This window comes from Bradyrhizobium sp. BWC-3-1 (assembly GCF_032917965.1).
Taxonomy (GTDB): domain Bacteria; phylum Pseudomonadota; class Alphaproteobacteria; order Rhizobiales; family Xanthobacteraceae; genus Bradyrhizobium; species Bradyrhizobium canariense_D.
The window spans coordinates 1,983,552-2,006,979 of sequence record NZ_CP136625.1 but is presented as its reverse complement, the minus strand read 5'-3'; the positions used below and the strand labels follow the sequence as shown (position 1 = coordinate 2,006,979).

The window sequence follows — 23,428 nt, the reverse complement described above, 5'->3', positions numbered from 1 at the left end:
TTGCGATTTTGGGATGAGGCATCTCAACGTTAGCAACACGCTGCAAATCGTGTCATCGCGTGAAGTTCGCAGCTTGATCGCCTCCCGGAAGAGAAGACGTGGAGGCTGGCCGTTGGCAGCCTTCTCCCGAATTTTGCCTGCTCGCCTCTCTAGCCAACAAGTTTCCTCAAGTCTTCAAATCAATCGTGGCTGCCTGGGTTTGATCCTGATTGAGTTCAGCAGCGTCGCGGCGGCGATCATCAGCAGGATGCCGGCGAGGCTGAGCGCGATCTGCATCGCAAGACCATTCGAGATGTCGGCCAGCGCTATTTGGCTGGCGAGCGCCAGCAGAACACCGAGACAATAGATTGCCAGCGAATTCTCCCCACAGCGGATCGCTGCGCGCATCAGCGGCATCGGCAGTCCTTGCCAATCGCGGGGTACGAGCCATACCGCCAAAATGCAAGCGCTAAAAAATGCAGCAACCGCAAGGGAGCGAGATCCGATTTGTCGACTTGGTAAACCACACTGGCGAGCGCTTGTGGGACCAGATCTTCCAGGGTCGTGAGCCACCAACTCAATGCGACGATCAGGCTAAAAAGTCAGATAGAGAACTGCAAGTACAAGCGCGATGCGACAGGTCATCCAGGGCCAGACTCCCTTGCCCGCAATGACACACCAGGCGCCGAGCACAACCAGCAGCTGCCAAGCCAGCGGGTTGAAGAACCACATGTTGTCGGGCCAGGCCGGGACGGTCCAGCCGAAGACGTGTACCAGCGCATAAAGCAAGAGCGACGCGCCGAGTGTCACGTTCGGCACTCGCAACAGCAACCACAATAGTGGTGCAAACAAAAGATGATAAACCACGAAAATCGGCAAGACGTCGGTATTGACCGGACGGTATGCAGGATCGCCGCATGCGCGAGCGCCGCACCCGGATGTTCCAGCAAAAGGCGCGTGTTGCTCTCGTCGGCGATCCGGCCACCGCCGGTTAGGTAGACCATGATGGCGCAAGCTATAGTGAGCAATAGAAATGCAGCATAAATGTCCCAGCTCCGCCACAGCGTACGGGTGATGACGCCCGGCCAGCCATCGCGCGAATGTGCGCTGCCGTAAGCCAGTGCGCAGGTCACACCCGAGACGAACATGAATACTTCCGCGCTATCACTGAAGCCGTAGTTCCGCAGCGTCAGCCAGCTTCCGATCTTGTTGGGGAAATGATTCAAAAAGATGCACCAGAGCGCGAGGCCGCGGCAAGCATCGATGCGTAGGTCGCGGCCTAGCCCTTTCGGCTCCGGCCGCGGGCCCGCCAATGGCATCGCAGGCGCCGCGAGCAACTCGGGTTCGGGCTGCGGATGCAGTCCGCGCAACGCGTTTCGCTCGATCTCCGCCAGCATCCGGCGACTGTCAATGTTCAGCGCAGTCCGATGCTTGTCGAGGTGGGCCGGCGCGTCACTAACGGGATACGATCGCATCGGCTCCCGGGCATCGGACAGATCGATCGAACTGATCGCCACCATCTCGACGAAAGAGCTGCGCGGCGGCGGCGCAGGCACCATCATCATGGTGGCGACGGACCGAAAGGACGGAAATGATAATCCTTCCATTCCTTCCATTAATTCTTCGTCGGTAATCACTTCATAGGAGCCAGCCGGTAGTATCCGCTCGAAGCTTGTGATCCGAAATGGGTGCTCGAACTCCACCGTTTCACGTCGTGATCGGGTAATCGTCATGATCATCCTCGCATGTTGGCGAGGACGCGCCGGGACAGCGGATAACAGCTGGCATAAAGAGGCGATCTCGCAGGTGCTGAACGCTCAATGACGGGGCTATTCAGCACCTCGGGCGAAAGCGATTCCACTGCAAACCGAAACCGGAAACTCCGCCTCAGAGCCATGCGCGTCCGGATTAATTGTTATCGAATATTCGCTGCCGTCCCGGCAGCCAATGCGCCAAGCATCGACCCCAGATTCGGTGCCGCCTTGATACATGGTCCGAACAACAGCTCCACAGGCCTGCTTTCTATTCTTCAAAACCGACGTCCAGAAAGCGAGATGCTTAGCCTGATCCAGTGCAAGTATCCTCATCGACCTTTTGTTAGCGGCGTGGGCCGTTCTGAAAGGCTCGGCAGCTACGACCTCGGGTGGCATGGCTGTTGTTGTAGTGGCAGCCGCCCTTCTAAAATGCAGATCGGCATCCAGAACAAACCATAGGACGGTGAAGCTCGCGACAGCCACCAGAGAGAGAATAGGCGATCGCTTCATCATGTCTCTCCCTCCCAGAGATCGAGACATTGCGGCCATTGCGGCGTCGCGAGGCCCGAGAAACCTAACGAAATATGGTACGTCGTGAACGGCGCTGATCGCTGCAACCGCCCAGGAACTGAGCCCTACCTTACGATGAGCAGTGGCACAGCGGGGAGTGCAGCAGCGGCAGCGGGTTCAAGCAGCGGCACTGACCTGTCGCGAAAAGATGTCAAGGTGGGGCTGACTGATACCGTTTAAAGCCGCGTCAGCTCGGCTCGAGCCTTGCGTGTCACTGCGTGCCGAGCGGCGAGCCTGGCAGCGCACTAGATGTCGGATTCGGGCACACGTTTACCTAGTCGACTGGAAGAGCATGATCTGATCAACGGCAAACACAACTCACGATTTATGAACGCGCGGAGGTTTCACACAACCGCTGAGGCATAGAAGGGCAACGGCGCGCGAGACGGGCTCAGATCGCATGACGCGCAGCGCGAGATAAATGTCGCCAGCCTGCTACCTAATGGCGGCTTCTGACCGAAGGTGGTCATCGCATGGTCTCTACTTCTCCGCCCCCGAAACGGCTCTGGATTCACTCCTTGCTCCGCCGGACGAGACGATGGCGCTTTCCCGGATCGGCGCACGGGTAGGCTGGGGCGCCGACAATTCCTGGCAATACATCCGATCGATCTTGCGCTGCATAAGCGCATAGCAGTCGCATGCGACCCTCTCGAGCCGCGCCCGATCGATCTCAACAAATCCGCGCCGGTCGGAGGGGACGGCTCCGGCCTCGCGTAGCTTGCTCATCGTCAGAGTCACTGTCGTCCGCCGCACCCCAAGCAATTGCGCAAGCGCCTCCTGCGTCACCGGGAGGAGGTCATCGGGAACCCGGTCGTGAAGCTGCAGAAGCCACCGCGCCAGGCGGCCATCCACCCGGTGCAGCGCGTTGCAAGCGGCTACGTGCTGGAGTTGCAATAACACCGCGCGGGCGTGGAGCTGAACGACATTCCTGATGGCCGCGCTTTGCGCATAGGCATCTCGAAATTTGGCGGCGGAAATCAATGATGCTGTGCCAGCCATGCGTGCAATCGCGGTCACGGATGAAAGCGATGGGCCGAGTACGGAGAAAGAGGCCAAAGCGCCTTCCCGTCCCATCAAGGTGGTTGCGACCGTTTGCCCGTCCGGCATATCGAGCATGAAGGCGATTGCGCCGCTATCGGGAAAATAGACCGGGTCCATCTCATCGCCCGAGCGCACCAGAACGGCATCTGGCTCAAAGGAGATCTTCTGGAAGTGAGGCGTGAGCAAGCCGAGATCCGCCGGCGGCAGCGCCGCCAATAGCCGATTCCCGATGCCGGTACGGTAGAGGGTCACGATGCTTTCTCTTGTGAAAAAGCATCCATTGAACGCCGGTATCCATCTCTTTCATTCACTTTGATTATCCGAATACGAGTTGCGCGAAACGCAACTATCCAAACAGAGCCATTGATCGAGATCAAGGACGGACATTTGCGGAGACGGTGCCGGCGTCTCGCCGCGCAAGCAGGATCTTGCATACATCATACTATTCACGCGCGTTGGGCGACTCGGCGAGCGGGGCCTGCCGGATGATCGAGATGATGGTTCCGGCAGCGCCCGCTCTTGGCTTCCGAGCTGACGTCTTCAGCGGTGTGGGTCGTGGACGGCTTCTGTGAAGGGTTTCGGATGCCGGCCGCATGATTGACGGCGCGGCACATTCGGGCGGCCGGCGTCTGAAAGCCTCCAAGGGAGGAAACCGCGCATGGTGGGCAGGACTGATGCGGCAGGCTCTATGGGGATTTGAGCGCTGCAGGCGAGCTTGGTGATGGAGTTCGAACCGGTGCAGCGCCCGGCACGACGCTGTCGCTATCATCGAATGGGCGGTGGACGTTGTCGAACGCGATCAATGATCGACGGATGGGCGACGACCGATGAGCGTTCGGGTGCGCTGCGCCGTGGCCGGTCGATGAGCGGCGGGCATGACGAACAGCTTTGCGGAATGGCCGATGCGCGGTCATGAGGTGTCGATCCTGATGGCGCTGATTGGCGCGGTCGATTGGCGGTGCGGCATTGCACCTCGCTCAAAAACCTCGATGATGATCATGCGGCCGCCGCAGCATGGACACGGTGGCTTGCCGCTGTCGACGATGGTCTCGGTCGGTTCATCCTCACGATCGCTGACGGCGAGCAGTTCGCGCGCGCGTGCGACATTGTCGGCGCAGACGCCCCGTGCGAGCAGGCCCTAATGGCGGATGCGGTGAAGGCCTTTTGGCAGCACGTGGATGAGGAAGCGGCGGATGAACTCGTCTGTGGCGAGCGTCATCCGCTTTTGCCGGTCGCGGCCTTCGACCCGATAATCCTTCCATCTGAAGGTGACATCGTGCTGGTCGAGGGCGATCAGGCGGCTGTTGCGATGGCGACGCGGTGAGTATAGCGCGACAGATAGGCCAGCACGGCTTGTGGTCCGCCGAACGGACGCTTGGCATAGACGACCCATTCCGTCTTGCGCGACGCTGCAAGCAATGCGGCGAATGACTGCGCTGCAGCGAGATGAGCGTCGTTGCCGAAGAAGCTCAGGCGCCCGGCCTGGTGGAGGGCGGCGAGGCGACCTAGGAACAGCCGCCGAAACAGGCGTGAGAGCACGCGCACCGGCAGGAAGAACCCCGGCCGGCAGGACACCCAGCGCTGTCCGTCGGGCGAGATGCCGCCGCCCGGCACGATCATGTGCACATGCGGGTGGTGGGTCATGGCCGAGCCCCAGGTGTGCAGCACGGACGTGATACCGATCCTGGCGCCGAGATGCTTCGGATCTGCGGCGATCGTGAGCATCGTCTCGGCCGAGAGCTTGAACAGGAGATCGTAGATGATGGCCCTGTTCTGGTAGGCGATGTCGGCGATCCGGGCCGGCAGCGTGAACACGACGTGATAATATGGCACCGGCAGCAGCTCGGCTTGGCGATCGGCGAGCCACTGCTTCGCCGCGGCGCCCTGGCACTTCGGGCAGTGCCGGTTGCGGCAGGAGTTGCGATGGACGTGTAGGCGCAGTGCTCGCAGCGCGCGACATGGCCGCCGAGCACCGCCGTGCGGCAGCTCTCGATCGCCGACATCACCTTCAACTGGTCGAGGCTGACACGGCCGTCATGGGCCTGCCGCCATGCCGGGCCACGGTCGCGGAAGATATCCGCAACCTCCAGAGCCGGACGAGACACGCCGGCCTCGCGTCAGCCGGGCGGCCGGGCCTCCTTCAGCTTGATCGCGATGTGCTCCAACGGGCTCATGACCTCGCTGATCGTCTTGGTGGCGACGCGGGTATAGAGCGCGGTCGTATCGAGCTTGGCGTGACCGAGCAGAACCTGGATCACGCGCACGTCGATGTTCTGCTCCAAGAGATGAGTGGCGAAGCTGTGCCGCAAGGTGTGCAGCGAGATCCGCTTGTTGATCTCCGCCATCTGGGCAGCGGCGTGGCAGGCGCGGTTGAGCTGGCGCGTGGTCATCGGCTGGGCCGGATCGCGGCCAGGGAAGAGCCAGCCCTGTGGCCGTGCCGTCTTCCACCAGGCGCGCAGCAGATCGAGCAGGTGTGGGGAGAGCATGACGTTACGGTCCTTGCCGCCCTTGCCCTGTTCGACCCGGATGATCATCCGCTTGCTGTCGATGTCGGAGATCTTGAGCGAGACGACCTCGTTGGCCCGCAGGCCGGCGCCATAGGCTACGCTGAGCGCCGCCTTGTACTTGAGCCCCGGTGCCGCATCGAGCAGGCGCGCCACTTCTTCCGGGCTCAGCACCACCGGCAGCTTGCGCGGCTCGTGAATGACGTGGGTGTGCTCGACGATCTCGTTGCGCTTGAGCGTAACCTTGAAGAAGAACCGCAGCGTCGAGACGGTCTGGTTGATAGTCGGCACGCCAACGCCGCTCGATGCCAGATGCAGCTGGTAGCGCCGCACGTCCTCAAAACTCGCCGTTTCCGGCGATCGCCCGAGGAATACCGTGAAGTTCTTGACCCTCTGCACATAGTCATGTTGGGTCTTCGGCGCGAACTTGCGGATCGTCATGTCTTCGATCATGCGCCGCCGCAACGGGCTCGTGGCCTCGTCGGTCATGGGGATGCTCCTGTCTTGGGTGAAGGTTGCGAACCCCTCATCTCAAGACAGGACGCCTCGTTGCGCTATCCTCTCAGCCGCGCTGCCGGCCGTCGTGCCTACCGCGCGAGCGGTTTAGTCCTCCTGACCCCGAGCCAACATCGAAATAACCGTGAGGTTTGGTTTCCAGGAAAGTCCCTTTGGCAGATCTGCAGTGAACATAAACCCTTGAAGCGAGCGAGCACTTGCATCGGTCCAAGATCAGCGCAGAATCCAAACCGATGCTGTCCGAGCGGGCTGTAGCTTCCTATGCGATTTCCCAGAGTAATGTCTTCGCGCGAGCCAGTTGGGATAGTCGATAGCCGCCGCCGCTGTACAAGGTCGCACGATCGGCGTCGTTGAGCGGCGCGCGCTTGTGATAACGCTCGACAAAGTCGGGGTTGTCCGGCACCGATCGGCAGCACGTCTGCGCGATCCGGCGTCAGGTCGTCTTTCATCGTGTCGATGTGCGTCCAGATTGCAAGAAGAGTAGGGGCTCGACAAGCGCGCGCGATATCGTGCGGCAGATTCTCGTCGCCCGTATGCAACAGGTGAAAATAAGCCAAGCTAGAGCTTGTCGAGCTCGGTGACGAGATGAGGGTAGAGATCTCCGGGCTCGTTCCCTTCGACCGGATCTCGCTCGCGACAGCCGTGGTCAGCTCGAGGCCAAAGTGCCCCCGTCCTCGATCAATCAGCCCATGATGACCAATTTATCGCGCTGCCGCCTTGTTGCGCTTGGTGCTTCTTGGGCGTCCATTGCTGGTTTTCACCCGAGTCAGGTGGGCGAGTTGACGCTCCACGTATGGGCCTTGATCCGCAGGTCGGCGCCCTCCTTCTCGGCGACGAGCAGGAAGTTGCCGCTGATATCCATCGTCTCCTTCGCGTCGGGCACGTTGATATTGCCGGTCCAGGTGCCCTGCTCCCAAACCACTTCTCCCTCCGTCGAGCAGCTTCCTCCGTCGTGAATGTCGAGGTGGTTCCAGATCTTCATGGCGCCCTCGGCCCATGTCTCGATGCCCGCGCGTCCGGTCACGCTCGGTTGTCCGGCGGGAATAAGAACGGCATCTTCGGAGAACAAGGCCGCCCAGCGACGGGGGTCATGGCCGTTGACGGTCTCCATAAACTTGGCGTTCAAGTCGGTAAATGCTTCGGAAAAACCCATAGTCGCCTCCTGTGTTGAGTGCAGGTGATTAGGCGCGCGCGGCGATCGCCTCCGGAGGCGCGGTTTCGAGGAGCGCCGCCTTATCGAAGGCGGCTAGGATCCGGTCGAAGCGGCCGGCAATGACGTCGCGCAGTTCCGGATGCGTCAGGATGTAGAGGTCGTTGTCCGCGATCCCGACCAGCACGCGCTCGGCCACGAAGGCCGGATCGATTCCGGCGGCAACAAGTATAGCCATCTGAGGGTTTGCCGGCTCGTCGGACGGTCCGCCGAAGCGCAATGGCCGGTTGCGGACGCTGGTGGCGATGCGGGTTCGCACGAACGCCGTACACAGAACGCTAACCCCGATCTTGGTGCCGGCGAGCTCGGCTGCGAGGGTCTCCGTCACGGAGATCACGCCGGCTTTGGTGGCATTGTGCGGGCCCGTCCCGGGTTGAGCAATCAGGCCAGCCAAGGACGCGGTGTTCACGATGTGGCCGCCTTCGCCATGCGCCTTGATGTGTGGGAGGAATGCCTGAATGCCATGGACGGAGCCCATGAGGTTGACGGCCGTGAGCCAGTTCCAGTCCGTCTCGGCGATTGCCTCGATGGGGCCGCCGATGCCGGCGCCGGCGTTGTTGCAGACAACGTGGACGTTGCCGAAAGCGGCGAAGGCCTCGTCCGCCGCGCTCATCACGGAGATCGGGGCGGACACGTCACAGGCGACGGCCCGTGCATTCGCTCCGGAATCTCTCAGATCCCGCAGGGCCGCGTCGAGCGCGTTTTCATCAATGTCGGCGAGCATCACTTTGGCGCCCTTCGAGGCGAGGGCGCGGGCCAAGGCGAGGCCGATGCCACTGGCGGCGCCGGTGACGAAGGCCGTCTTTCCGTCGAAGCTTTCGATCATGTCCCTTCTCCTCTCTGTGCTTGCTTTCTACAGCTGGTTCCTCGGATTCAGGCGGACCACCACCATCCGCCGACCATGATGCGGTTCCTGAGCTCCACGGTTCGCGGGGCGCGCGGCGGAAGCGTCGCCACGAGTGCGAGCGCGCGTTTGAGGTGCGCCGCTGCCTCGACGTTGTTACTGGCCGCGGTGGCACGGCCGGAGGCCGCGATGTACAGCTCCGCGGCCTTCTCGGTCTGACCCGCTTCGGCGCAGTGACGGGCCAGCGTCTCCGGCTGGCGCTTCGGGATCTCCGAGAAATCAGTCTCGAGCACCGCCGCGATGCGACCATGCAACCGCTGGCGCCTGTCGCGTAGCATCATGCCGTAGGCGGCGTCCTGCACGAGCGCGTGCTTGAAGGTGTATTCGGCGTCGGGCGGCGCACCGCGCCGGGAGATCAGTTCGGCGCTTTCGAGCCGCTCCAGCGAGCGCTCCAGCACCGCCGGCGGCAGTTCCGCGATGGCGGCGATCAGCTCGTAGGAGAATTGCCGCCCGAGCGCCGCGCCCAGTTGAGCAAGATCGCGCGTCTCTGGCATCCGGTCGAGACGGGCGAGCAGAGAGGCGAGCAGCGTCTCCGGAATTGCCGTCCGCCCGATCAGAGCGGTCGCGATATAGGCGTTGCCGGCCTTCCTGACCAGGCCGCTCTCGAGAACGGTCTTGGTCAGTTCCTCGACGAACAGCGGAACGCCGTCGGTGCGGTCTAGGATCTGGTCGGCGATCTCTGCCGGCAGCACCCGACCGCCCGTGAGATGGGACATGATGGCCACGCACTGATCGGGCGCCAGCCTGCCGAGGCCGAGCAGATCCACGTGAGCGCGGTCACGCCATACCGGATCGAATTCAGGGCGGAACGTGACGACGAGGAGGACCCGAAGAACCGCGAGCCGGTCGACGAGGAGGTCGAGCAGCGCGCGCGTAGTCGGATCGCTCCAGTGTGCGTCCTCGAAGATCATGAGCACGGGCAGCCGCGCGGCAAGTCCCTCGACCAGCGTCAGCGGCGCTTCGAGAGTCTTCGCCTTACGAGCCGCCGGCGTCAGATCGAGCGGCGGATAACGGTCGCCGATGGGGATGCCCAAGAGATCGGCGAAGAGCGGAGCGGTCTCGGCGATCCGGTCGGTCGCCTGTGCGACGACGTCTTCAAGCTTGGCGAGGCGTTCGCCATCGGTGTCGGTCCGGCGGATGCCGGCCGCATGGTTCAACTGCGCGATCAGCGGGTGGAGCGCGCTGTCCTGATGATGCGGGGAGCAGAAGTAGCGCAGCCGCGCATGCGGCTCCTGGGCGGAGCATTCAAGCAGTACCTGCGTCATGCGCGACTTGCCGACGCCGGCCTCTCCCGACAGCAGCACGACGCGGCCCTCTCCCGCTTTCGCCTGCTCCCAGCAGCCCATTAGCCGCGAGGCCTCGTCGTCCCGGCCGACGAGCGGGGTGCCGGCGGCACGTAGCGCCTCGAAGCGACTTTCGGCCGCGTCGCCGCCCAGCACCTGCCAGGCCCGCATGTCGCGGTCGAATCCCTTGAGCGCCACCGTGCCGAGATCGCGGTATTCGAATAGCCCGCCGGTCAGGTCGCGGGTGCCGGACGAGATGACCACGGCGCCGGGTTCGGCCAGCGCCTGAAGTCTGGCGGCGAGGTTCGGGGTCTCGCCGACGACCGCCTGCTCCTGCGCCGCGCCGGTGCCGAGCAGGTCGCCGACGACCACGAGCCCGGTGGCGATCCCGACCCGGACCCCGAGCGGCGCGTTGGCGGGGGTCTCGAGACCCGGTATGGCTTCGACCAGGGCGAGGCCGGCGCGGACCGCGCGCTCGGCGTCGTGCTCGCTCGCCTGCGGATACCCGAAATAGGCCAGTACGCCGTCGCCCATGTATTTGGCGACGAAGCCGCCTTCGCGTTCGATAGTCTCCGCGCAGCACTGGTGGTAGGCGGCGACGACGGCGCGCAGGTCCTCGACGTCCAGCCTGGTCGCCAACGCGGTCGATCCGACGAGGTCGCAGAACATGATCGACAGATGACGGCGCTGGGCGTCGTCGGGTGGCGCCGGTGCAGTTGCCATCGGACGGGCGCCCGACGCCACCGGAAGTTCGGCAATGGTCGCCAGCAACTTGCGCCGATGACCGAGCGAGACGCCCAGCTCCTTCAGGTCGCGATCGGTGAGATGGCCGAGCACTGAGACGTCGATGTCGTTTTCGGCGAACCGCGTCGCGTATTCGGGCATCCCGACGGTCGTCAGCCATTCGGCAATCGAAGTTGGTTGGGACATCTCGACCCCGCCCAAGCGTGCCCGGTTAGCGTGCCATTTTAGCAAAACCGTCAAAAATAGCCACTTGTCCGCCGGACGGTGCGCCCCCCAACAATTGAGAAAGGCATGATTACTTACAGACTTATGATCTTGAGTGCCGTGCTCGCCTTCAGTAACAGCTCTGTGGCCGGTCCCCCCACACGGCGAGCCGCGATGCAGGATCAGGGAATGTCCCGGGCCATACCGGACAAACCACTGGCTCCACTGCAACCGAAAGCAGCAACCACCGACATCTTCGATGAGGAAAGCCTCGGAGCATACAGCAACGTCGTCAGAAGACGCGCAGCGCCAGATGCAGAGGCAGCCAACCGCTTCGCCACTCCCATCGAATCGAGCTGACAAATCGGCATCAGTCTAGACCGATTTAGATCCCAACCCGCAAGCTCGTTGGATTGGTTCGTCTAATTCCCGATCGCCGATTTTCACCGCAAGACTCGCAGCGAGGCCCGCAATGGCGAAGGCGTCCGTCGAAGCCCATCATCCCTAGATCGGGGTTAGAGCGGCTTACAAGAAGAAGCAGCGCGGGTTGGCGGCCTATGGCTTAGCCCAGCGGCCGAGCTTTTCCATAATGTCTCATATCCGAATGAAGCTTGCCGTCAGTTTCCGACCGATTCCGTTGAAAAAGGCCCGAAGTAGTTCGCTGTAATGGTACGAGTTGCGATGCCGACGAAGGGCTCACCAGTTCTTATGCGAGCCTTGGGGTTGGCATTGGGATCAGCTTGGCCATTTTGGCGGAGGTTCTGGGCGGTGGCTGCGAGGGTGAACTCGTCGCGCGCGTTTTGCGATCTGGCGCGCCATGTCGCGAGCGCCCTCGTAGATCGAGCGTGCCCCCTCTCCCTGAGGCCTGCGTTGAGCACGTCGCCGCGGACGCCGGCAAGGTGAAGAGGCTGGTGACGAAAACAGCAGCTGTCAGTATTCGCATCCGAGCAAATCCCGGCTGTGGTGCGTCAACGCATCATAACCAGAACGCCGAGGTCGCGCGGAAATCTCTATTTCCACGGCGGGCGCAGCGGGCTGTCCGCCCATCTGCGGGCCGTGGGGTCTTGCAGCGGGTCGTCGCCGCAATTCATGCAGAAATACCTCAGCTTCCCATCGGCGCTTTCGTCGGGCACAGCTTTGATTGGCTGCTGCACGCCGGGCACGACTTCCGAACCGGATAGGACACTGGCATCTGATTTTCCCCTGCGACGGCCAGTCTACGTCCGCCGCCGTACCGATCTCAAGACGGTCGCGGAAAGTTGCGAGCGCTCGTCGACGCTTCTTGACTCAACGATCGCGGGCTACTCAACTCACGGCAGTGATGTTGTGGGGTGCGTCACGGAGCAGAAGTTCTAGCAAGGTCTCGCGCAGCGGGGTCCGGGCCATGGCCGATAGGGCCGACCCTTTCACTCGCCGTCGTCTGCTGGATCTTGCCAAGCGGTACGATGCGAAGGCAGCCCGGCTTCGCGATCGGGAGCACCCGAACGGCCGCTCCCGGGGCCGCGCACGACGCTCCCGGCGTCGATCTTCTCCGGACCAGGCGAAGCCTGAGGCCAATCCCGTCATTCTGGCTGCTGCCGCCTCCCCTTCTGTAGTAGCCCAGCCTTCGCGATGCCGATTTCCAGATCGTCGCAGCGATGAGCTCGGAATCGTCATTCCGATTTCGATCAGGACATCCGCCCGCCGGAACCGACGTTCGGTTGAAGCTCCACCAATGCGGCTCCGGACCGCTGACCACGCACCAGCCGCCAGAAGTCGCCCTCGGCACTCTCGTAGAGAATTCCTTCCATCATGCGGACCAACCGAGATCGCCCGCCCGACGTAGCTGGCTCCGCTCACCACCTGGCAAAGCCTGCGCGCGCGGGCTTATGCGAGCTGACCATTGGTCAACATCACTCCTTCCACCGCATGGCTGTGACCAATAGAACCGCTCAGGCGTATCAGTGCAGTGCCCGCTTCAACGCCGACCAGCCAGTACGCCGCATACCGTCGCGGATAGCGCGCATCACCAGCGCATACGTTTCAGTCTCGCTCATTATCTCCACCTCGCCATCGGCGAGAATCCGAAAGCCGGCGCGCGGTTCACTCTCAAGCAACATCGGCAACGTCATCTTCTTCTTTGCCATCGATCTTCACTCCCTTGCTCACGAGGCCTGCAGAGGCGATCTGAGCCGCAGTCCAAGCCGGATCGGCAATCTCTTCGAGTGCGACGCGCACGGCGTCGTTCATAAGTTCGTAGCATTCGGCCTGCGGACGCAATGCCAGCAAATAGGCAGTCTCGCCTGGCAGGTTGAGCAGACGATTGCGCATGCCCAAGAGAGTTTGCTCGAGGCAGCGGCAAATCAAGTCAAGCTGCACAACCTCGCCTGCCTCAATGGCGTCCTGGTGCTCCTCGCGGCGACGTTTCGCGGCGACAAGGCGCGTGCGCTCCTCGGTGAGTCTGCTGCCAGCTGAACCTCCGCGGCCGGCAGCAACCGAGCGCAGGTGGGCTAGAACTTCGCGCCGCACCTCGTCGAAATCGTACTCGCCGGACGACTGACGCGTGACTATGCCTTCCGCCAAATATTGATCAAACTGAGAGCGCGAGCAGCAAATGTGAGCTGCCGCTTGAGCTATTGTTGCCATTCCTTCCAACCCTAATTTTGTAGTGATCATTACATAAATAGGGCGGCTAACGCAACCCCGCATGTGTCCCCCTCCAAGAGGGACCCAGACGAAGCTCAGATTGTCACTGTACTGTTTGGCCGCGAGGAGGGTCGGCATTGAAACGGCGCATTTCGATCAACCTCGTCCGCCATGCTTCAGCATCCGTTTTAGGCAGCGTATGCAGCAGGCGCTCCGGCTGAACGACCTCGACACCATCCCCGACATCGCTCGCCGTCGAGAGAAGGTTCAAAGCGGCCTGCCGAACGCCCTCAAGCGTAACAGTCTCTGGAACGGTGATCCGATAGCTCCGACCATTGTATGCGAAGAAACCGAGTTGCGCCATCAGGCCAAACTCAGTGCCGAACACGATAGTCTTTTCGTCGTTGAGATCAGCCGCCATCACATGATTCCGGTGCAGCAATGCCCCAATGACCTCGAGCGCGGCAGTTTCCAAGTTAGGCTCACAAAACGCACACAGATCCATCACTCGATTCTCGAAAGCGGGATTGCGAAGTTCGTCCGACCAGATGGTCTGAGCTGCCGCCGCCTTTATTAGCCAAGATGCGACAAAGCAGCAGTCCGGTTCATCTGGCATTTCGATCAGAACAAAATCGTCCATTTTTGATCACCACATTGTTGAACTATGAGCGGACAGCAATCCCGCCGGGGCGGCCGATGAAACATTCCTGGTCGCCAATGCATCCGTCGCACCCGCCCTTCTTTTGACGTGCTGGAGGCGGATCGAAAGCTGCTCCCACCCGCACCTCAAACCAAATTCAGTAACTCGACCTGCCATCGCCCGTGATCAGCTCGAACAAAGCGAATTCGCCCAGTGCAGCTTCGATCTGCGCCTTCGCATTCGGAACGATCTCGGCAGACAGCAGCGCCCGCCGTTCGCGTTGTCCGCGCCCGCTAACCTTGAAGCGGCACAACATCGAGGTGAGCCAAAAGGCGCTATAAGAATATCTATTCTTAGCGTCATTCGGCTCACCTCGCGCCGAGGTGCGCCCAAAATCGCTATAAGCGCCGGCCGACGAAGTGTGCCCGTTCGCACTATAAGACGTGGCGGCGAACATCGCCGGAACCCGACCGTCCCGGCGGTACCTGTAGTCGGCGGCTTTCCGGTCCTTGAACAGGTCCGGATACAGCCTGGCGGCGTCCGCCGGCCATTCCGGGACCAGGCCACGCGCCATCATCGCATCGATCTCATTGGGCTCGACATCGGCCACGTGCACCAGCGCATCGATGGGCACCGGCAGCGTCAGGTCGTCGAGGATCACAAATGCTTCGACCGGGTTCTCCGCCGTCCGGTTCACCGCACGCGACCGGCCGAGCGCCTGCAAGACGCCACCTTCGGCGATAGCGCCACAGATCAGATTGGCAGTGTCGTTCTCGTATCCATTACACTGCAGTAGGCGCTCGGTGCCGTCCTTGAACCGGACCGGCCGCTGCTGCTTTTCCCGTTTCCCGACCATCACCGGCTTGCCGGTCAGCGCCGATCCCGAGATCTCGATCGCCGACGGGCTCGGCATCGGCCGACCGATGGTGATCAGCACCTCGACATTGCCGTAGGTGTCCAGCCCCTCGATAGCGCCAAAATGGGCCGCATCGAGATTTGGAATCTCGTCAAAAACGTCTTCGACATGCTTCTGAGAGATCACGAGGGTGCGACGCCCCCGCGCGAGATGGATCACCAGCGCCCGCAACCGATTACGCCGGGCCTGTTGTTTGGCGTAGGCGGCCGGGTGCTTTGCCTCATCCGGCAACGCGAGAATTTTCTTGCCGACCGCGAGACCAACGATCTGCGTGATGCGCTCGTGCGGCGCAAGCACATCAATTTCCTGCAGCACTGTCAGGTACGGCAAGTGATGCCGGACCAGTTCGATCTCCATCGTCGCGTCGCCATGCAACAGCGGCAGTGCGGTGACCGTCTTGTGAATTTCCTTCTTGCCGAGCACGCGAAGATATCGCGCAGCGACGCCGTTTTCGATGACGGTCTCAAGGATCAAACGGCCGGCGATGTCCTCGTGCCCGTTCAGGAACTCCTCCAGCGTCTTCCACATCCGGGCACGGCGCCGGACTTGTCGCATGTACTTGTACTGCTCGACCAAAGTCGCGTCGCTCTTCGGCGCCCGTATCCGGCCGCAACTCGATCTTGACCATGCGCTTGAACTCGAGTTTGGCAGCGGCGGCATAACTGATGTTCACGTCACCAGCGTCGATCAGGGCCTCCCGCATCAACCGGCCGTCCGGCATCTGCATCAACGAAGCCTGCAGCTTCTTGCTAATTTCACCCAGTTGTCTGGTATCCTCCTTTAGAATCTCTTCTTTCTTGCGCACGGGATACCTCGTCAGACTCTCGTCCCAGATCTCACCGAGTTTAATCCGTGTTTGACGCGGGTCTTGCAGAATTCCTTTCAACGAGAAGCCCTCGTCGATAATCACCAGGCCAAACGTATCCTTGCCGAACCGGTTGAGCGTAACGAACATCAACTCATGCGCGGCAAAGACCACATCGGCGCACTTCGCCTTCTCGCGCTGCGCTTGAAACGCACAGCTACGGAAAAACCGGCACGTGATCTTGCCATTGTCGCAACAAGTCTTGTGCACATCGGCGCCGATGCTCTGCGCCGCCTTGACCGCTTCAATATTGCGGCACAGCGGTTCACCGGTCTTCAAATCCTTCGCCTCGCGCGACTGATAAATTGCTGTCGAGATGCCGTGCGCACCGAACACGACCATGAGCTTGCTGCTGGCCTCCTCAGCCAGCCGGTGAGTCGGCACCAGAAACATGACACGATACAGTTGATGCCGCCGGCGCTTCTGCTCCAGCACAAACTTCGCGGCGCCCTGCCGCATCTGCTCGGACTTCCCGTCTCCAGTTGTCAACTTGATGGCGGCATGCAGCGCGGGCTCATAATTGAGGTCGATCACACCTGCCGGGGGAGCCGGTGTCGCGTGAAACCGCAGTGCCTGCTCGATGAACACATCCACGGCCGCACGCATCTGCTCGCGCGCGACGTCCACCGGCACAGCATCGCCGGGCTTCTCAGCTTGATCAATGGCGACAAACGTATCGTTCACCGCTGCACCAGCGGCAGCACCAGATCGAACGGGAACAGATCGGCCGACTTGCGCGCCGATGCGGCAATGTGAACCAGATCACCCCAGACTTTCGTGCATTTCTTGGCGGCCTCAATCCCATCTTCGCAATCGACGATCACCGTCAGTCGCTTGATGTTGTGATAGCGCGGCTTCGGAAAAGTTGCGATACCATCCAACGACAGAACCGACCACACCGGACTGAAGTCGGACATCATCGCGGCCAGCGCGGTCTCCAGACTCGCCGCGATCGTCAGTTCACCGCGGTCATAGGGAGGCTCACCGCCGAGCTTGATGACGCTGTAACAATCGATCGTGCCGATGGTCTTGCGCTCGATCACGGTCGCATCGGGACCCAGGGCCGTGAGATGCAGCCCGACAGGTTCGTTGGTCACGCCGTCCTGCACATAAGCGACAAGACAAGGCAGAGTGAACTCGCCGAACGGACAAGCAGGGTGAAACCGCAGAACGTCATGCGCAGCATCCGGGAGCGTGAGGCCAAGACTGACCAGATATTTTTCGGCGAGCGATCCGCGCAGCGGCTGTGCATCATCGAACAGCTCAACTGCATGCTCGACGACGCTGATGCTCGCGGCTCCCACACGGATGGGATCAGGGGCGATGGCCGCCAGCCGGTAGTCGGCCCGCCACGTCGGGGACGCCTGATCTGCGAGATAGAAAAGGGTGCCGACGCCGATTTCGGTCGGCGGGCACGTTTCGAGCGCGTTCCATTTCGCTTCGGTCGCATCGGCATCATAGGCCGGATACTTCTGCGACCAGTTGTCGAACATCGCGAGCCCAGCTGTTGACCCGCCGGTCGCAGCGAACACAGCCATTGCGAGCCGGTTCCACTCCGCCCAGTTCACGCTCGCATGGTTGGGGATGGCCATCAGGGCCGCTTGGATCTCGTCGAGGTCGCCACCGACATTGAGCTGCTGGCGGCCCTTACCGCGCTCTTCGAGGCCGTTCTCCGCCTGCGCTTGTTTAGGTGCAGGTGCGCGCGACGGAGACTTCTTTCCTTCCTTCTGTTTGGTCGCTGCTTCGATCAGCCAAACCGGCGCATCCGCAATCGGCAGATCGTTCAGCCAGCGATATTCGCCGACGCCCGGCTTGATGCTGGGCGGAGCAATGACCATGCCACCATCGCCGCGAACATCGACGCCCGGCGCAAGTTCGCTTGTGCTGTTCTTGACGTAGGTTCCGGCACCAGGATGCCGGTAATAGCGGTGGACCGACCCGCTGGGGCTCACCGCGATACGGGTTTCAGGGAAAGGGCCGTGCTCGCGCTCCAGCTCTCGGATCGACGCGAGACCGTCGACGCCATGGCCTTCGACAGTATCGGCCTCAATGACAAAGATGCCAGATGTCTCGCCAGTGACGATAGCCACGTTGGCGTCGGGCCACTTGCGGAAATCGCTGCGAATTTCCTCGGGGTCCGTGGTCTTGCCCCATTTGGCCCCGCTGTGCTTTTCCGATTTGTGCGATTTCTTCTGTCCGGCCGGCGCGGGGAAGACTTCCCAGCCCATGGCCGCATACTGGAGCGCGGCGGCGCCGCGCGTGCTCAAGGGACGTGCGCGCAGCACCACGTCGCGCCAGGACTTGGAGATAGTCGTGTTCACAACCGCATTCACTTTCGTCATCACGACTTACTTGCGGTTGCGCGCTTCAAGTTCGCGTTCGCGCGTATCGGCGAGCTTTTCTTGATGAGCTGCGCGATCTTCGGCAACGCGCAGCTCGACGGCACGCTCAAGCTCGTCCGCCGCATTGCGCATCGCGCGGATGATGTTGGTGAAAAGCGTCTGCGACCAGCTGTCAGTCGGCGTACAGGTCAGCGCCGTGCGCGTGATCTGCTCAATGTCGCGACATGCGCGGTACACGTACCGGCGCAACGGAATCGGCGGCTTGGGTTTGGGACCGCGCGGCACGATGGTGAAATTCATAGCGTGGAGACCTCCGCTCCTGCGGGGTCGCACCGGCATGGCATCGTCATTGTGCAATCGAGCCAAGACCGGGATGCAAACCCAGTTTTAGGGAAAACCCCGACGCGGCGGCGCGTTGGGGTTATTCATTCTGGGACTTGGTCTGGCTAAATTACAGGAAAGGCGGCGGTCACTTTTTGGGGCGCCGATTTGCCTTTGATTTCTTGGGACCTGCGCCGGCGAGTTCTGCGGCAATCGTGTTAATATTGGCGTTGGATGCTCGGATATTCTGTTCGACCCCGAGCCAGTCGAACAAAGCATCGAATATCTGCTTGCGCGGCCGCTCCCTGCGACTGGTGGTGATCTCGTACGCGGCCATCAGCTTTAGAAATGGCTCGACCACTACTGTCCGCACCTGGCGCTTTTTGTAGCCCTCCTGATTGGCCGTTAGCCAGTGGTCGATGTCCTGCATGTAGGGCGATAACTCGACAGCCAAGCGGCGTTCAAGACGGTAGTCGGCAATGAGCCCCCGCAACGTACTAGCATCCGCGTTGGGGTTGAGCAGCTGCATGCTAGCCAACACGATTTCGCTGTCCAAGGTATCGGACCCCGCAGCTTTATGAAGCTCGAGCACCTTCGCTATGGCCGCGCGAAGTTGTCGTACCCGCTTCGGGACCAATAGTTTTGAAGGATCCGCAACACTGCGTTGGTAATCGAGTTCGATCTGCTCAAGAGCGACCTTCAGTGCATACTCCCCGTGGGGGCCAATCTCGTTCAGACCCATCGCCGCAAGCAGTTTCGCGAACTGCTGCTCACGGTTATTTACGTTGATAAGCGGTCGCCTGTGCTTTGTCATTCGGGCTGGCCGCTTGGAACGCTAGTCTGCAGCACGAAAATGCTCCGCCGGTTTTCGTTGGCAGCAAATGCGCCATTCTATACGCAGAACAAGCTCGCACTTCGCATTTGTTGAGAGACTCCCAGGTTAAGCGCAAATATCGTTACAGCAGCGTTACTCGCCCGGGAGGATCGCTGGCCTCACGAAACCTACGGTCGGGCAGGTATAGCGGGCGCGGCACCGCTGGAACTACCTTGAGATGGTGATGATAGAAGCCAATCAACGCGAAGCTGAAACGGAGGACGTAGCACCGGCTAAATCTCGTCCTCGCCGCATGCTCGACGAAAAGCAGGTTTTGGAGATCATCCCGGTCGGGCGCACCACGCTCTACCGCATGGAGAAATCCGGCCGCTTCCCCAAATCGACCTACATCAGCCCGAACCGGCGCGTCTGGTTTGAGGACGAGATCATCGCGTGGCAGAACGCTGTTGACGAATTCGATCCGCGTCGGGGGCGCGGCAAGGCGCGGCGCGTGCGCACGGTTGCTCCTGGCGGGGACGATTCGAAAACGCGCTGAGGATGGGGTTGTCCTACCCATAGCAGCCTTCAGGCAGCGACGTTTGCACAAGCCGCTGGAAATGCTCGAGGACGCGCTGATCAATCTCGAGCGCAAGCCAGAGGTCGAACATGGCTTCGGGCTGACATCGCGTTAGAACGCCTCGAAGCTGGGCGAGCGGCGCCCGCGCCGGGTCACTCGGCCGCCTATCGGGGGGCGACCATCAAGCGCGCGAACAGTTGATCTCGTCCACGAACCTGACTCGACATCCTCGTCGGCGTGCGCACGGCTGTCGGCGAGGACGTGCGCGCCATCTACAGGGGGGTTGCCATGCGTGATTTGCTGGGGTGAAATAGATGAAGGCCGCGACGCGCTAACGTCCGGCCTTCTGTGGAACAAGCACAGACATCAACGCCAAATGGAGCTTGGCCGATGCGGCTTGCCCGCGATAAGACTACCCCCGCCTCACTGAAAACCCATGAACGCAGCGCCGCACCGCGCCGGCGCGACGAGCCGAATGCCCCTGCCCTACTAACCGTCGTAGGGAGGCCACCATGGGCTTTAACAATTCGGATCGCCAGTTACCAAGCCAACCATCGGCCAAGAATCTAAAATTTGAGCGGGAAGACTGGACCCACTTCCGCACCGTCGAGGGATTGCAGCAGAAGGCTGGGGTGGCGGCGAGCAAGCTCCGCCGTCTGGTTCTGAAGGAGCTGGCCGACAACGCGCTCGACACCGGAGCCGAGGTTGACATCGGCCAACTGTCCTCCGGTGGCTACTTCGTCGAGGATGATGGCCCCGGCATCGACGGGTCGCCCGAGGAGATCGCCCGGCTGTTCAGCATCAACAGGCCAATGATTTCGACCAAGTTGCTGAGGCTGCCCAAACGGGGCGCGCTCGGCAACGGCCTGCGGGTGGTCGCCGGCGCGGTGCTAGCTCCGGAAGGACGCCTTGTCGTCATCACGCGCAATCGCCGGATCGAGTTGCGCCCAGAGCGCGAGGGCGCGACGACCGTCGTGAGCGTCGAACCGATCGACTTCCCAGTCGGCACCCGCGGACCGACTACGAGAACAAGTACGGCGAGATTGCCTTGATGTACCGTGAGCCGCGCGGCTCAATCACGCATCCGCACTGCAACGAGACCATCACGCTCGGCACCCTCATGGTCGAGGAGTACGTGCGACCGGCCTGGACCTTCAACAAGCTGCTGTACATCGAGAAGGAGGGCGCACAGGAGGCGCTGAAGCAGGATCGCTGGATGGAGCGGAACGACTGCGCCGTAATGTCTTCGAAGGGTTTTTCGACGCGAGCCGCGCGCGACCTGATCGACAAACTGGTCGATCACGATGAGCCCGTCGAGGTGTTCTGCGTCCATGACGCCGACGCAAGCGGGACGATGATCTACCAGACCCTGCAGGAAGCAACGAAGGCGCGTGGTGCGCGCAAGATCAGGATCATCAATCTCGGTCTCGAACCCTGGGAGGCCGTCGAGATGGGGCTTGAGGTCGAGGCGGTGGATGCGGCGAAGCGCTTCAAGCCGGTTGCTGACTACATCCGCGAGCGAGACGGTCACCGTTGGGAACAATGGCTGCAGACCCGTCGCGTCGAGCTGAACGCGATGACGACGCCGCAACTGATAGAGTGGCTCGACCAGAAGTTGGCAGACCACGGCAAAGGCAAGCTGATCCCGCCGACACATGTGCTGGAGAAGGAGCTGGCCGATCACATCGAGAGCACGATCCGCGCGGCGATCAGAGAGCGCATCTTGCGTGAGGCCAAGCTGATGAGCAGGTTGCCGTGGCCCTCGCCGCGATCGAGACGCCCGACGGTGCGAAGCTGGCGCAAGACATCGCGCGACTGTTCAAGCGGCAGTCCGACCGGAAATGGCGGGACCTCATTGAGGAGGCCGCAAGCGAACTGGCGAGGATGCAGAGCACTTAGCGCCACTCCTCCTCGCGCTCACGACACACCACATCGCTCTCGGGGTTCTTCGCCTTAACACTCAACCTTTGGCCGTGTGGTGCTCTGCTCGGGGGGAATATTCGCTCGAACCGGCCGGCGCGATCGTCGCAGCGAAGGTCGCAGGCGAGACCATCATCGTCGGCCCCGCCTCGCGCGACGGAGCGGACCAATGATCCCCGACACGCGCGGCGGCCTTCCGGCGATGGCCTGCGTCGCAGCGATGCAGAAGGGGATCAGGCGCGGCATGGAGCGCGAAGGATGGAGTTCGCCCGCGAACTGATCCACACCAGCTAGGCATTCCACAGCATGGTCTGCAGTCGGCCGGGGGTCATCTGCCGTGAAAACCTCGACACGATCGCGGCGCCATGGGTCGTGCCGTTCGTCGCGATGGCGCTGGCGCAGTCGAGGGAGGCGCTGCAGCAAAGCATCGGCGAAGCCCGCCTCATCGTCGGCAACTGCATCAGGATCATGTGCCGGTCGCCGAAGTCCCGCGCTGGCACCCAGTTCGCGGCGGCCATCGGGCTCAGGTCGATGCTGGAGGGCTTCGCGCCGGAGGTGCCTGATTGGGCGAACGACCAGCACACGCTCGAAGGTCGCAGGCTGGGCCGTGGTCTCCAGCATTTCCGTGAGGAAGGCGCGAAGTTGGTCCCGCCGCCGACAGGCGATGATCCCTACGAGGACGAAGCCTACCGGCTGTGGGCGATCAAGCAGCGAGGGAAGTGACGGCGCGGGCATGTCCGGTGTTGGATGGAAACCGGAAGTAGTCAGCGCAGGGTCAAGACGACGCGAATGACCCGAAGCGGTCATCAAATCGCAGAACCATGCGGTAGCAAAGGACGTAACCTCGGGTTAATCTTCTGGGACTGACTTCTGTGGCAGGAGATCATCATGTGGCAACCGGATGGATGGGGCCAGACACGGATTGGCGTTCTCACACCCCACGCTGATATAGTTCCAGAAGCGGAATTCAATGCGCTCGCTCCTGATGGGATTTCGATACACGCCGCGCGCATTCCGTTTGGTGGCTACAGTCCGGGCGGAACGATGGACCCGACCATCGCGAATGACCCTGTTCGCGCTATTGCCGATCCGCCTGCGGTGGATGATGCTGCCGAGATGCTGGCGATGGCTCCGCTCCACGCAATCGCTTTCGGTTTCACTAGCAGCAGCTATGTTCGAGGCGCAGCCGATGATGCGACGCTTAAGTCCCGTTTAGAAGCTCGCACGCGAGGCATCCCGGTGGTCGTTCCGTGCGCTGCTGCTGCTGCCGCATTGGGTGCGCTCTCCGCTACAAAGGTTGCGCTCATCAGTCCACCATGGTTCTCAACCGAAATGGATCAGCAGGGTGTTGCCTACTTCGGGAGCCAAGGGCTGGAAGTTGTTTACAGCGGACCGGCGAGCTTGCCATCGGATCAGCAGGCTATACAGCCAGACCAACTCTATGACTGGGTCCGTTCGCATGTGCCGACAAACGCCGAAGCCGTATTCATTGGTGGCAACGGCTTCCGGGCCATTGGGGTGATTAAGGCTTTGGAGGAAAGTCTTGATCGCCCAGTTCTGACTGCAAACCAAGTCGCTTTTTGGTGTGCACTGCGTCTATCCGGCACTCGCGCACCCGTACGTAACTACGGCCGAATTTTCGAGTTCGATCTCCCGCGTTCATAGTCCAGACTTGTTCGGCAACTTCGGTTGCTGGCCC

The 23,428-nt window shown here is 61.7% G+C and carries 20 protein-coding genes and 3 pseudogenes; 6 read left to right on the top strand and 17 right to left on the bottom strand.

What is annotated here, in order from left to right:
• Positions 1–174: 174 nt before the first annotated feature.
• The 4 genes and pseudogenes from opgC (RX329_RS09770) to RX329_RS09750 form a co-directional block, all read right to left on the bottom strand.
• Positions 175–560, bottom strand: a pseudogene (gene opgC, locus RX329_RS09770) (OpgC domain-containing protein).
• Positions 561–573: 13 nt separating this feature from the next.
• A pseudogene (gene opgC / locus RX329_RS09765) lies at positions 574–1,298 on the bottom strand (OpgC domain-containing protein).
• 510 nt (positions 1,299–1,808) lie between these two features.
• A complete protein-coding gene (locus RX329_RS09755; protein ID WP_317245786.1) occupies positions 1,809–2,246 on the bottom strand; it encodes a hypothetical protein in 438 nt (145 codons plus the stop codon).
• Between the two features lie 537 nt (positions 2,247–2,783).
• On the bottom strand, positions 2,784–3,596 hold the full coding sequence (locus RX329_RS09750) for a Crp/Fnr family transcriptional regulator (protein ID WP_317245785.1): 813 nt from the start codon (positions 3,594–3,596) through the stop codon (positions 2,784–2,786).
• Positions 3,597–4,219: 623 nt separating this feature from the next.
• Here RX329_RS09750 and RX329_RS41895 point away from each other — a divergent pair.
• Complete coding sequence (locus RX329_RS41895; RefSeq protein WP_410706283.1) at positions 4,220–4,486, top strand: hypothetical protein; 267 nt, start codon at positions 4,220–4,222, stop codon at positions 4,484–4,486.
• Here the strand turns inward: RX329_RS41895 and RX329_RS09745 are convergent.
• The 13 genes and pseudogenes from RX329_RS09745 to RX329_RS09680 form a co-directional block, all read right to left on the bottom strand.
• Positions 4,483–5,449, bottom strand: a pseudogene (locus tag RX329_RS09745) (IS91 family transposase). The gene RX329_RS41895 and the pseudogene RX329_RS09745 overlap by 4 nt on opposite strands.
• 12 nt (positions 5,450–5,461) lie before the next feature.
• Positions 5,462–6,337, bottom strand: coding sequence for a tyrosine-type recombinase/integrase (locus RX329_RS09740; protein ID WP_317245784.1), 876 nt, complete (start codon positions 6,335–6,337; stop codon positions 5,462–5,464).
• A gap of 793 nt (positions 6,338–7,130) precedes the next feature.
• Positions 7,131–7,517, bottom strand: coding sequence for a YybH family protein (locus RX329_RS09735; protein WP_085393990.1), 387 nt, complete (start codon positions 7,515–7,517; stop codon positions 7,131–7,133).
• Between the two features lie 28 nt (positions 7,518–7,545).
• On the bottom strand, positions 7,546–8,400 hold the full coding sequence (locus tag RX329_RS09730; RefSeq protein WP_009859318.1) for an SDR family NAD(P)-dependent oxidoreductase: 855 nt from the start codon (positions 8,398–8,400) through the stop codon (positions 7,546–7,548).
• A gap of 47 nt (positions 8,401–8,447) precedes the next feature.
• On the bottom strand, positions 8,448–10,691 hold the full coding sequence (locus tag RX329_RS09725; protein ID WP_317245783.1) for an adenylate/guanylate cyclase domain-containing protein: 2,244 nt from the start codon (positions 10,689–10,691) through the stop codon (positions 8,448–8,450).
• 1,958 nt (positions 10,692–12,649) lie between these two features.
• Positions 12,650–12,835 (bottom strand): hypothetical protein, encoded by a 186-nt coding sequence (locus RX329_RS09715; RefSeq protein ID WP_143275309.1) that lies wholly within the window; start codon positions 12,833–12,835, stop codon positions 12,650–12,652.
• On the bottom strand, positions 12,798–13,364 hold the full coding sequence (locus tag RX329_RS09710; protein WP_317245782.1) for a hypothetical protein: 567 nt from the start codon (positions 13,362–13,364) through the stop codon (positions 12,798–12,800). The genes RX329_RS09715 and RX329_RS09710 overlap by 38 nt, the downstream gene beginning before the upstream one ends.
• 73 nt (positions 13,365–13,437) lie before the next feature.
• The gene (locus RX329_RS09705) at positions 13,438–13,974 is read right to left on the bottom strand and encodes a hypothetical protein (protein WP_085393992.1); all 537 of its coding nucleotides are present in this window, start codon (positions 13,972–13,974) and stop codon (positions 13,438–13,440) included.
• Positions 13,975–14,131: 157 nt separating this feature from the next.
• Positions 14,132–15,418: a hypothetical protein gene (locus RX329_RS09700; RefSeq protein WP_317245781.1), complete on the bottom strand. Its 1,287-nt coding sequence runs from the start codon at positions 15,416–15,418 to the stop codon at positions 14,132–14,134.
• Positions 15,354–16,439: a DEAD/DEAH box helicase family protein gene (locus RX329_RS09695; RefSeq protein WP_317245780.1), complete on the bottom strand. Its 1,086-nt coding sequence runs from the start codon at positions 16,437–16,439 to the stop codon at positions 15,354–15,356. Before RX329_RS09695 ends, RX329_RS09700 begins: the two co-directional genes overlap by 65 nt.
• On the bottom strand, positions 16,436–18,097 hold the full coding sequence (locus tag RX329_RS09690) for a bifunctional DNA primase/polymerase (RefSeq protein WP_317245779.1): 1,662 nt from the start codon (positions 18,095–18,097) through the stop codon (positions 16,436–16,438). Before RX329_RS09690 ends, RX329_RS09695 begins: the two co-directional genes overlap by 4 nt.
• 6 nt (positions 18,098–18,103) lie before the next feature.
• The gene (locus RX329_RS09685; RefSeq protein ID WP_317245778.1) at positions 18,104–18,397 is read right to left on the bottom strand and encodes a hypothetical protein; all 294 of its coding nucleotides are present in this window, start codon (positions 18,395–18,397) and stop codon (positions 18,104–18,106) included.
• Between the two features lie 169 nt (positions 18,398–18,566).
• The gene (locus RX329_RS09680) at positions 18,567–19,232 is read right to left on the bottom strand and encodes a hypothetical protein (RefSeq protein WP_317245777.1); all 666 of its coding nucleotides are present in this window, start codon (positions 19,230–19,232) and stop codon (positions 18,567–18,569) included.
• 244 nt (positions 19,233–19,476) lie between these two features.
• On the opposite strand from RX329_RS09680, the gene RX329_RS09675 reads away from it, so the two are divergent.
• The 5 genes from RX329_RS09675 (at position 19,477) to RX329_RS09655 (ending at position 23,394) form a co-directional block, all read left to right on the top strand.
• On the top strand, positions 19,477–19,788 hold the full coding sequence (locus RX329_RS09675) for a helix-turn-helix transcriptional regulator (RefSeq protein ID WP_317245776.1): 312 nt from the start codon (positions 19,477–19,479) through the stop codon (positions 19,786–19,788).
• 533 nt (positions 19,789–20,321) lie between these two features.
• Positions 20,322–20,861, top strand: coding sequence for a hypothetical protein (locus RX329_RS09670; protein ID WP_317245775.1), 540 nt, complete (start codon positions 20,322–20,324; stop codon positions 20,859–20,861).
• Complete coding sequence (locus RX329_RS09665) at positions 20,861–21,766, top strand: hypothetical protein (RefSeq protein WP_410706483.1); 906 nt, start codon at positions 20,861–20,863, stop codon at positions 21,764–21,766. The genes RX329_RS09670 and RX329_RS09665 overlap by 1 nt, the downstream gene beginning before the upstream one ends.
• A 335-nt stretch (positions 21,767–22,101) precedes the next feature.
• Positions 22,102–22,452 (top strand): hypothetical protein, encoded by a 351-nt coding sequence (locus RX329_RS09660; RefSeq protein WP_317245773.1) that lies wholly within the window; start codon positions 22,102–22,104, stop codon positions 22,450–22,452.
• Between the two features lie 165 nt (positions 22,453–22,617).
• Positions 22,618–23,394: a hypothetical protein gene (locus RX329_RS09655; RefSeq protein WP_317245772.1), complete on the top strand. Its 777-nt coding sequence runs from the start codon at positions 22,618–22,620 to the stop codon at positions 23,392–23,394.
• Positions 23,395–23,428 lie beyond the last annotated feature (34 nt).

Coding starts and splice junctions, on each gene's coding strand:
- RX329_RS09680 (WP_317245777.1), bottom strand. CDS start 19,232: ATGACAAAGCACAGGCGACCGCTTATCAACGTAAATAACCGTGAGCAG.
- RX329_RS09725 (WP_317245783.1), bottom strand. CDS start 10,691: ATGTCCCAACCAACTTCGATTGCCGAATGGCTGACGACCGTCGGGATG.
- RX329_RS09665 (WP_410706483.1), top strand. CDS start 20,861: ATGTACCGTGAGCCGCGCGGCTCAATCACGCATCCGCACTGCAACGAG.
- RX329_RS09675 (WP_317245776.1), top strand. CDS start 19,477: ATGATAGAAGCCAATCAACGCGAAGCTGAAACGGAGGACGTAGCACCG.
- RX329_RS09705 (WP_085393992.1), bottom strand. CDS start 13,974: ATGGACGATTTTGTTCTGATCGAAATGCCAGATGAACCGGACTGCTGC.
- RX329_RS09740 (WP_317245784.1), bottom strand. CDS start 6,337: ATGACCGACGAGGCCACGAGCCCGTTGCGGCGGCGCATGATCGAAGAC.
- RX329_RS09685 (WP_317245778.1), bottom strand. CDS start 18,397: ATGAATTTCACCATCGTGCCGCGCGGTCCCAAACCCAAGCCGCCGATT.
- RX329_RS09755 (WP_317245786.1), bottom strand. CDS start 2,246: ATGATGAAGCGATCGCCTATTCTCTCTCTGGTGGCTGTCGCGAGCTTC.
- RX329_RS09690 (WP_317245779.1), bottom strand. CDS start 18,097: ATGACGAAAGTGAATGCGGTTGTGAACACGACTATCTCCAAGTCCTGG.
- RX329_RS09715 (WP_143275309.1), bottom strand. CDS start 12,835: ATGGCAAAGAAGAAGATGACGTTGCCGATGTTGCTTGAGAGTGAACCG.
- RX329_RS09730 (WP_009859318.1), bottom strand. CDS start 8,400: ATGATCGAAAGCTTCGACGGAAAGACGGCCTTCGTCACCGGCGCCGCC.
- RX329_RS09735 (WP_085393990.1), bottom strand. CDS start 7,517: ATGGGTTTTTCCGAAGCATTTACCGACTTGAACGCCAAGTTTATGGAG.
- RX329_RS09700 (WP_317245781.1), bottom strand. CDS start 15,418: ATGTGGAAGACGCTGGAGGAGTTCCTGAACGGGCACGAGGACATCGCC.
- RX329_RS41895 (WP_410706283.1), top strand. CDS start 4,220: ATGACGAACAGCTTTGCGGAATGGCCGATGCGCGGTCATGAGGTGTCG.
- RX329_RS09670 (WP_317245775.1), top strand. CDS start 20,322: ATGGGCTTTAACAATTCGGATCGCCAGTTACCAAGCCAACCATCGGCC.
- RX329_RS09655 (WP_317245772.1), top strand. CDS start 22,618: ATGTGGCAACCGGATGGATGGGGCCAGACACGGATTGGCGTTCTCACA.
- RX329_RS09710 (WP_317245782.1), bottom strand. CDS start 13,364: ATGATCACTACAAAATTAGGGTTGGAAGGAATGGCAACAATAGCTCAA.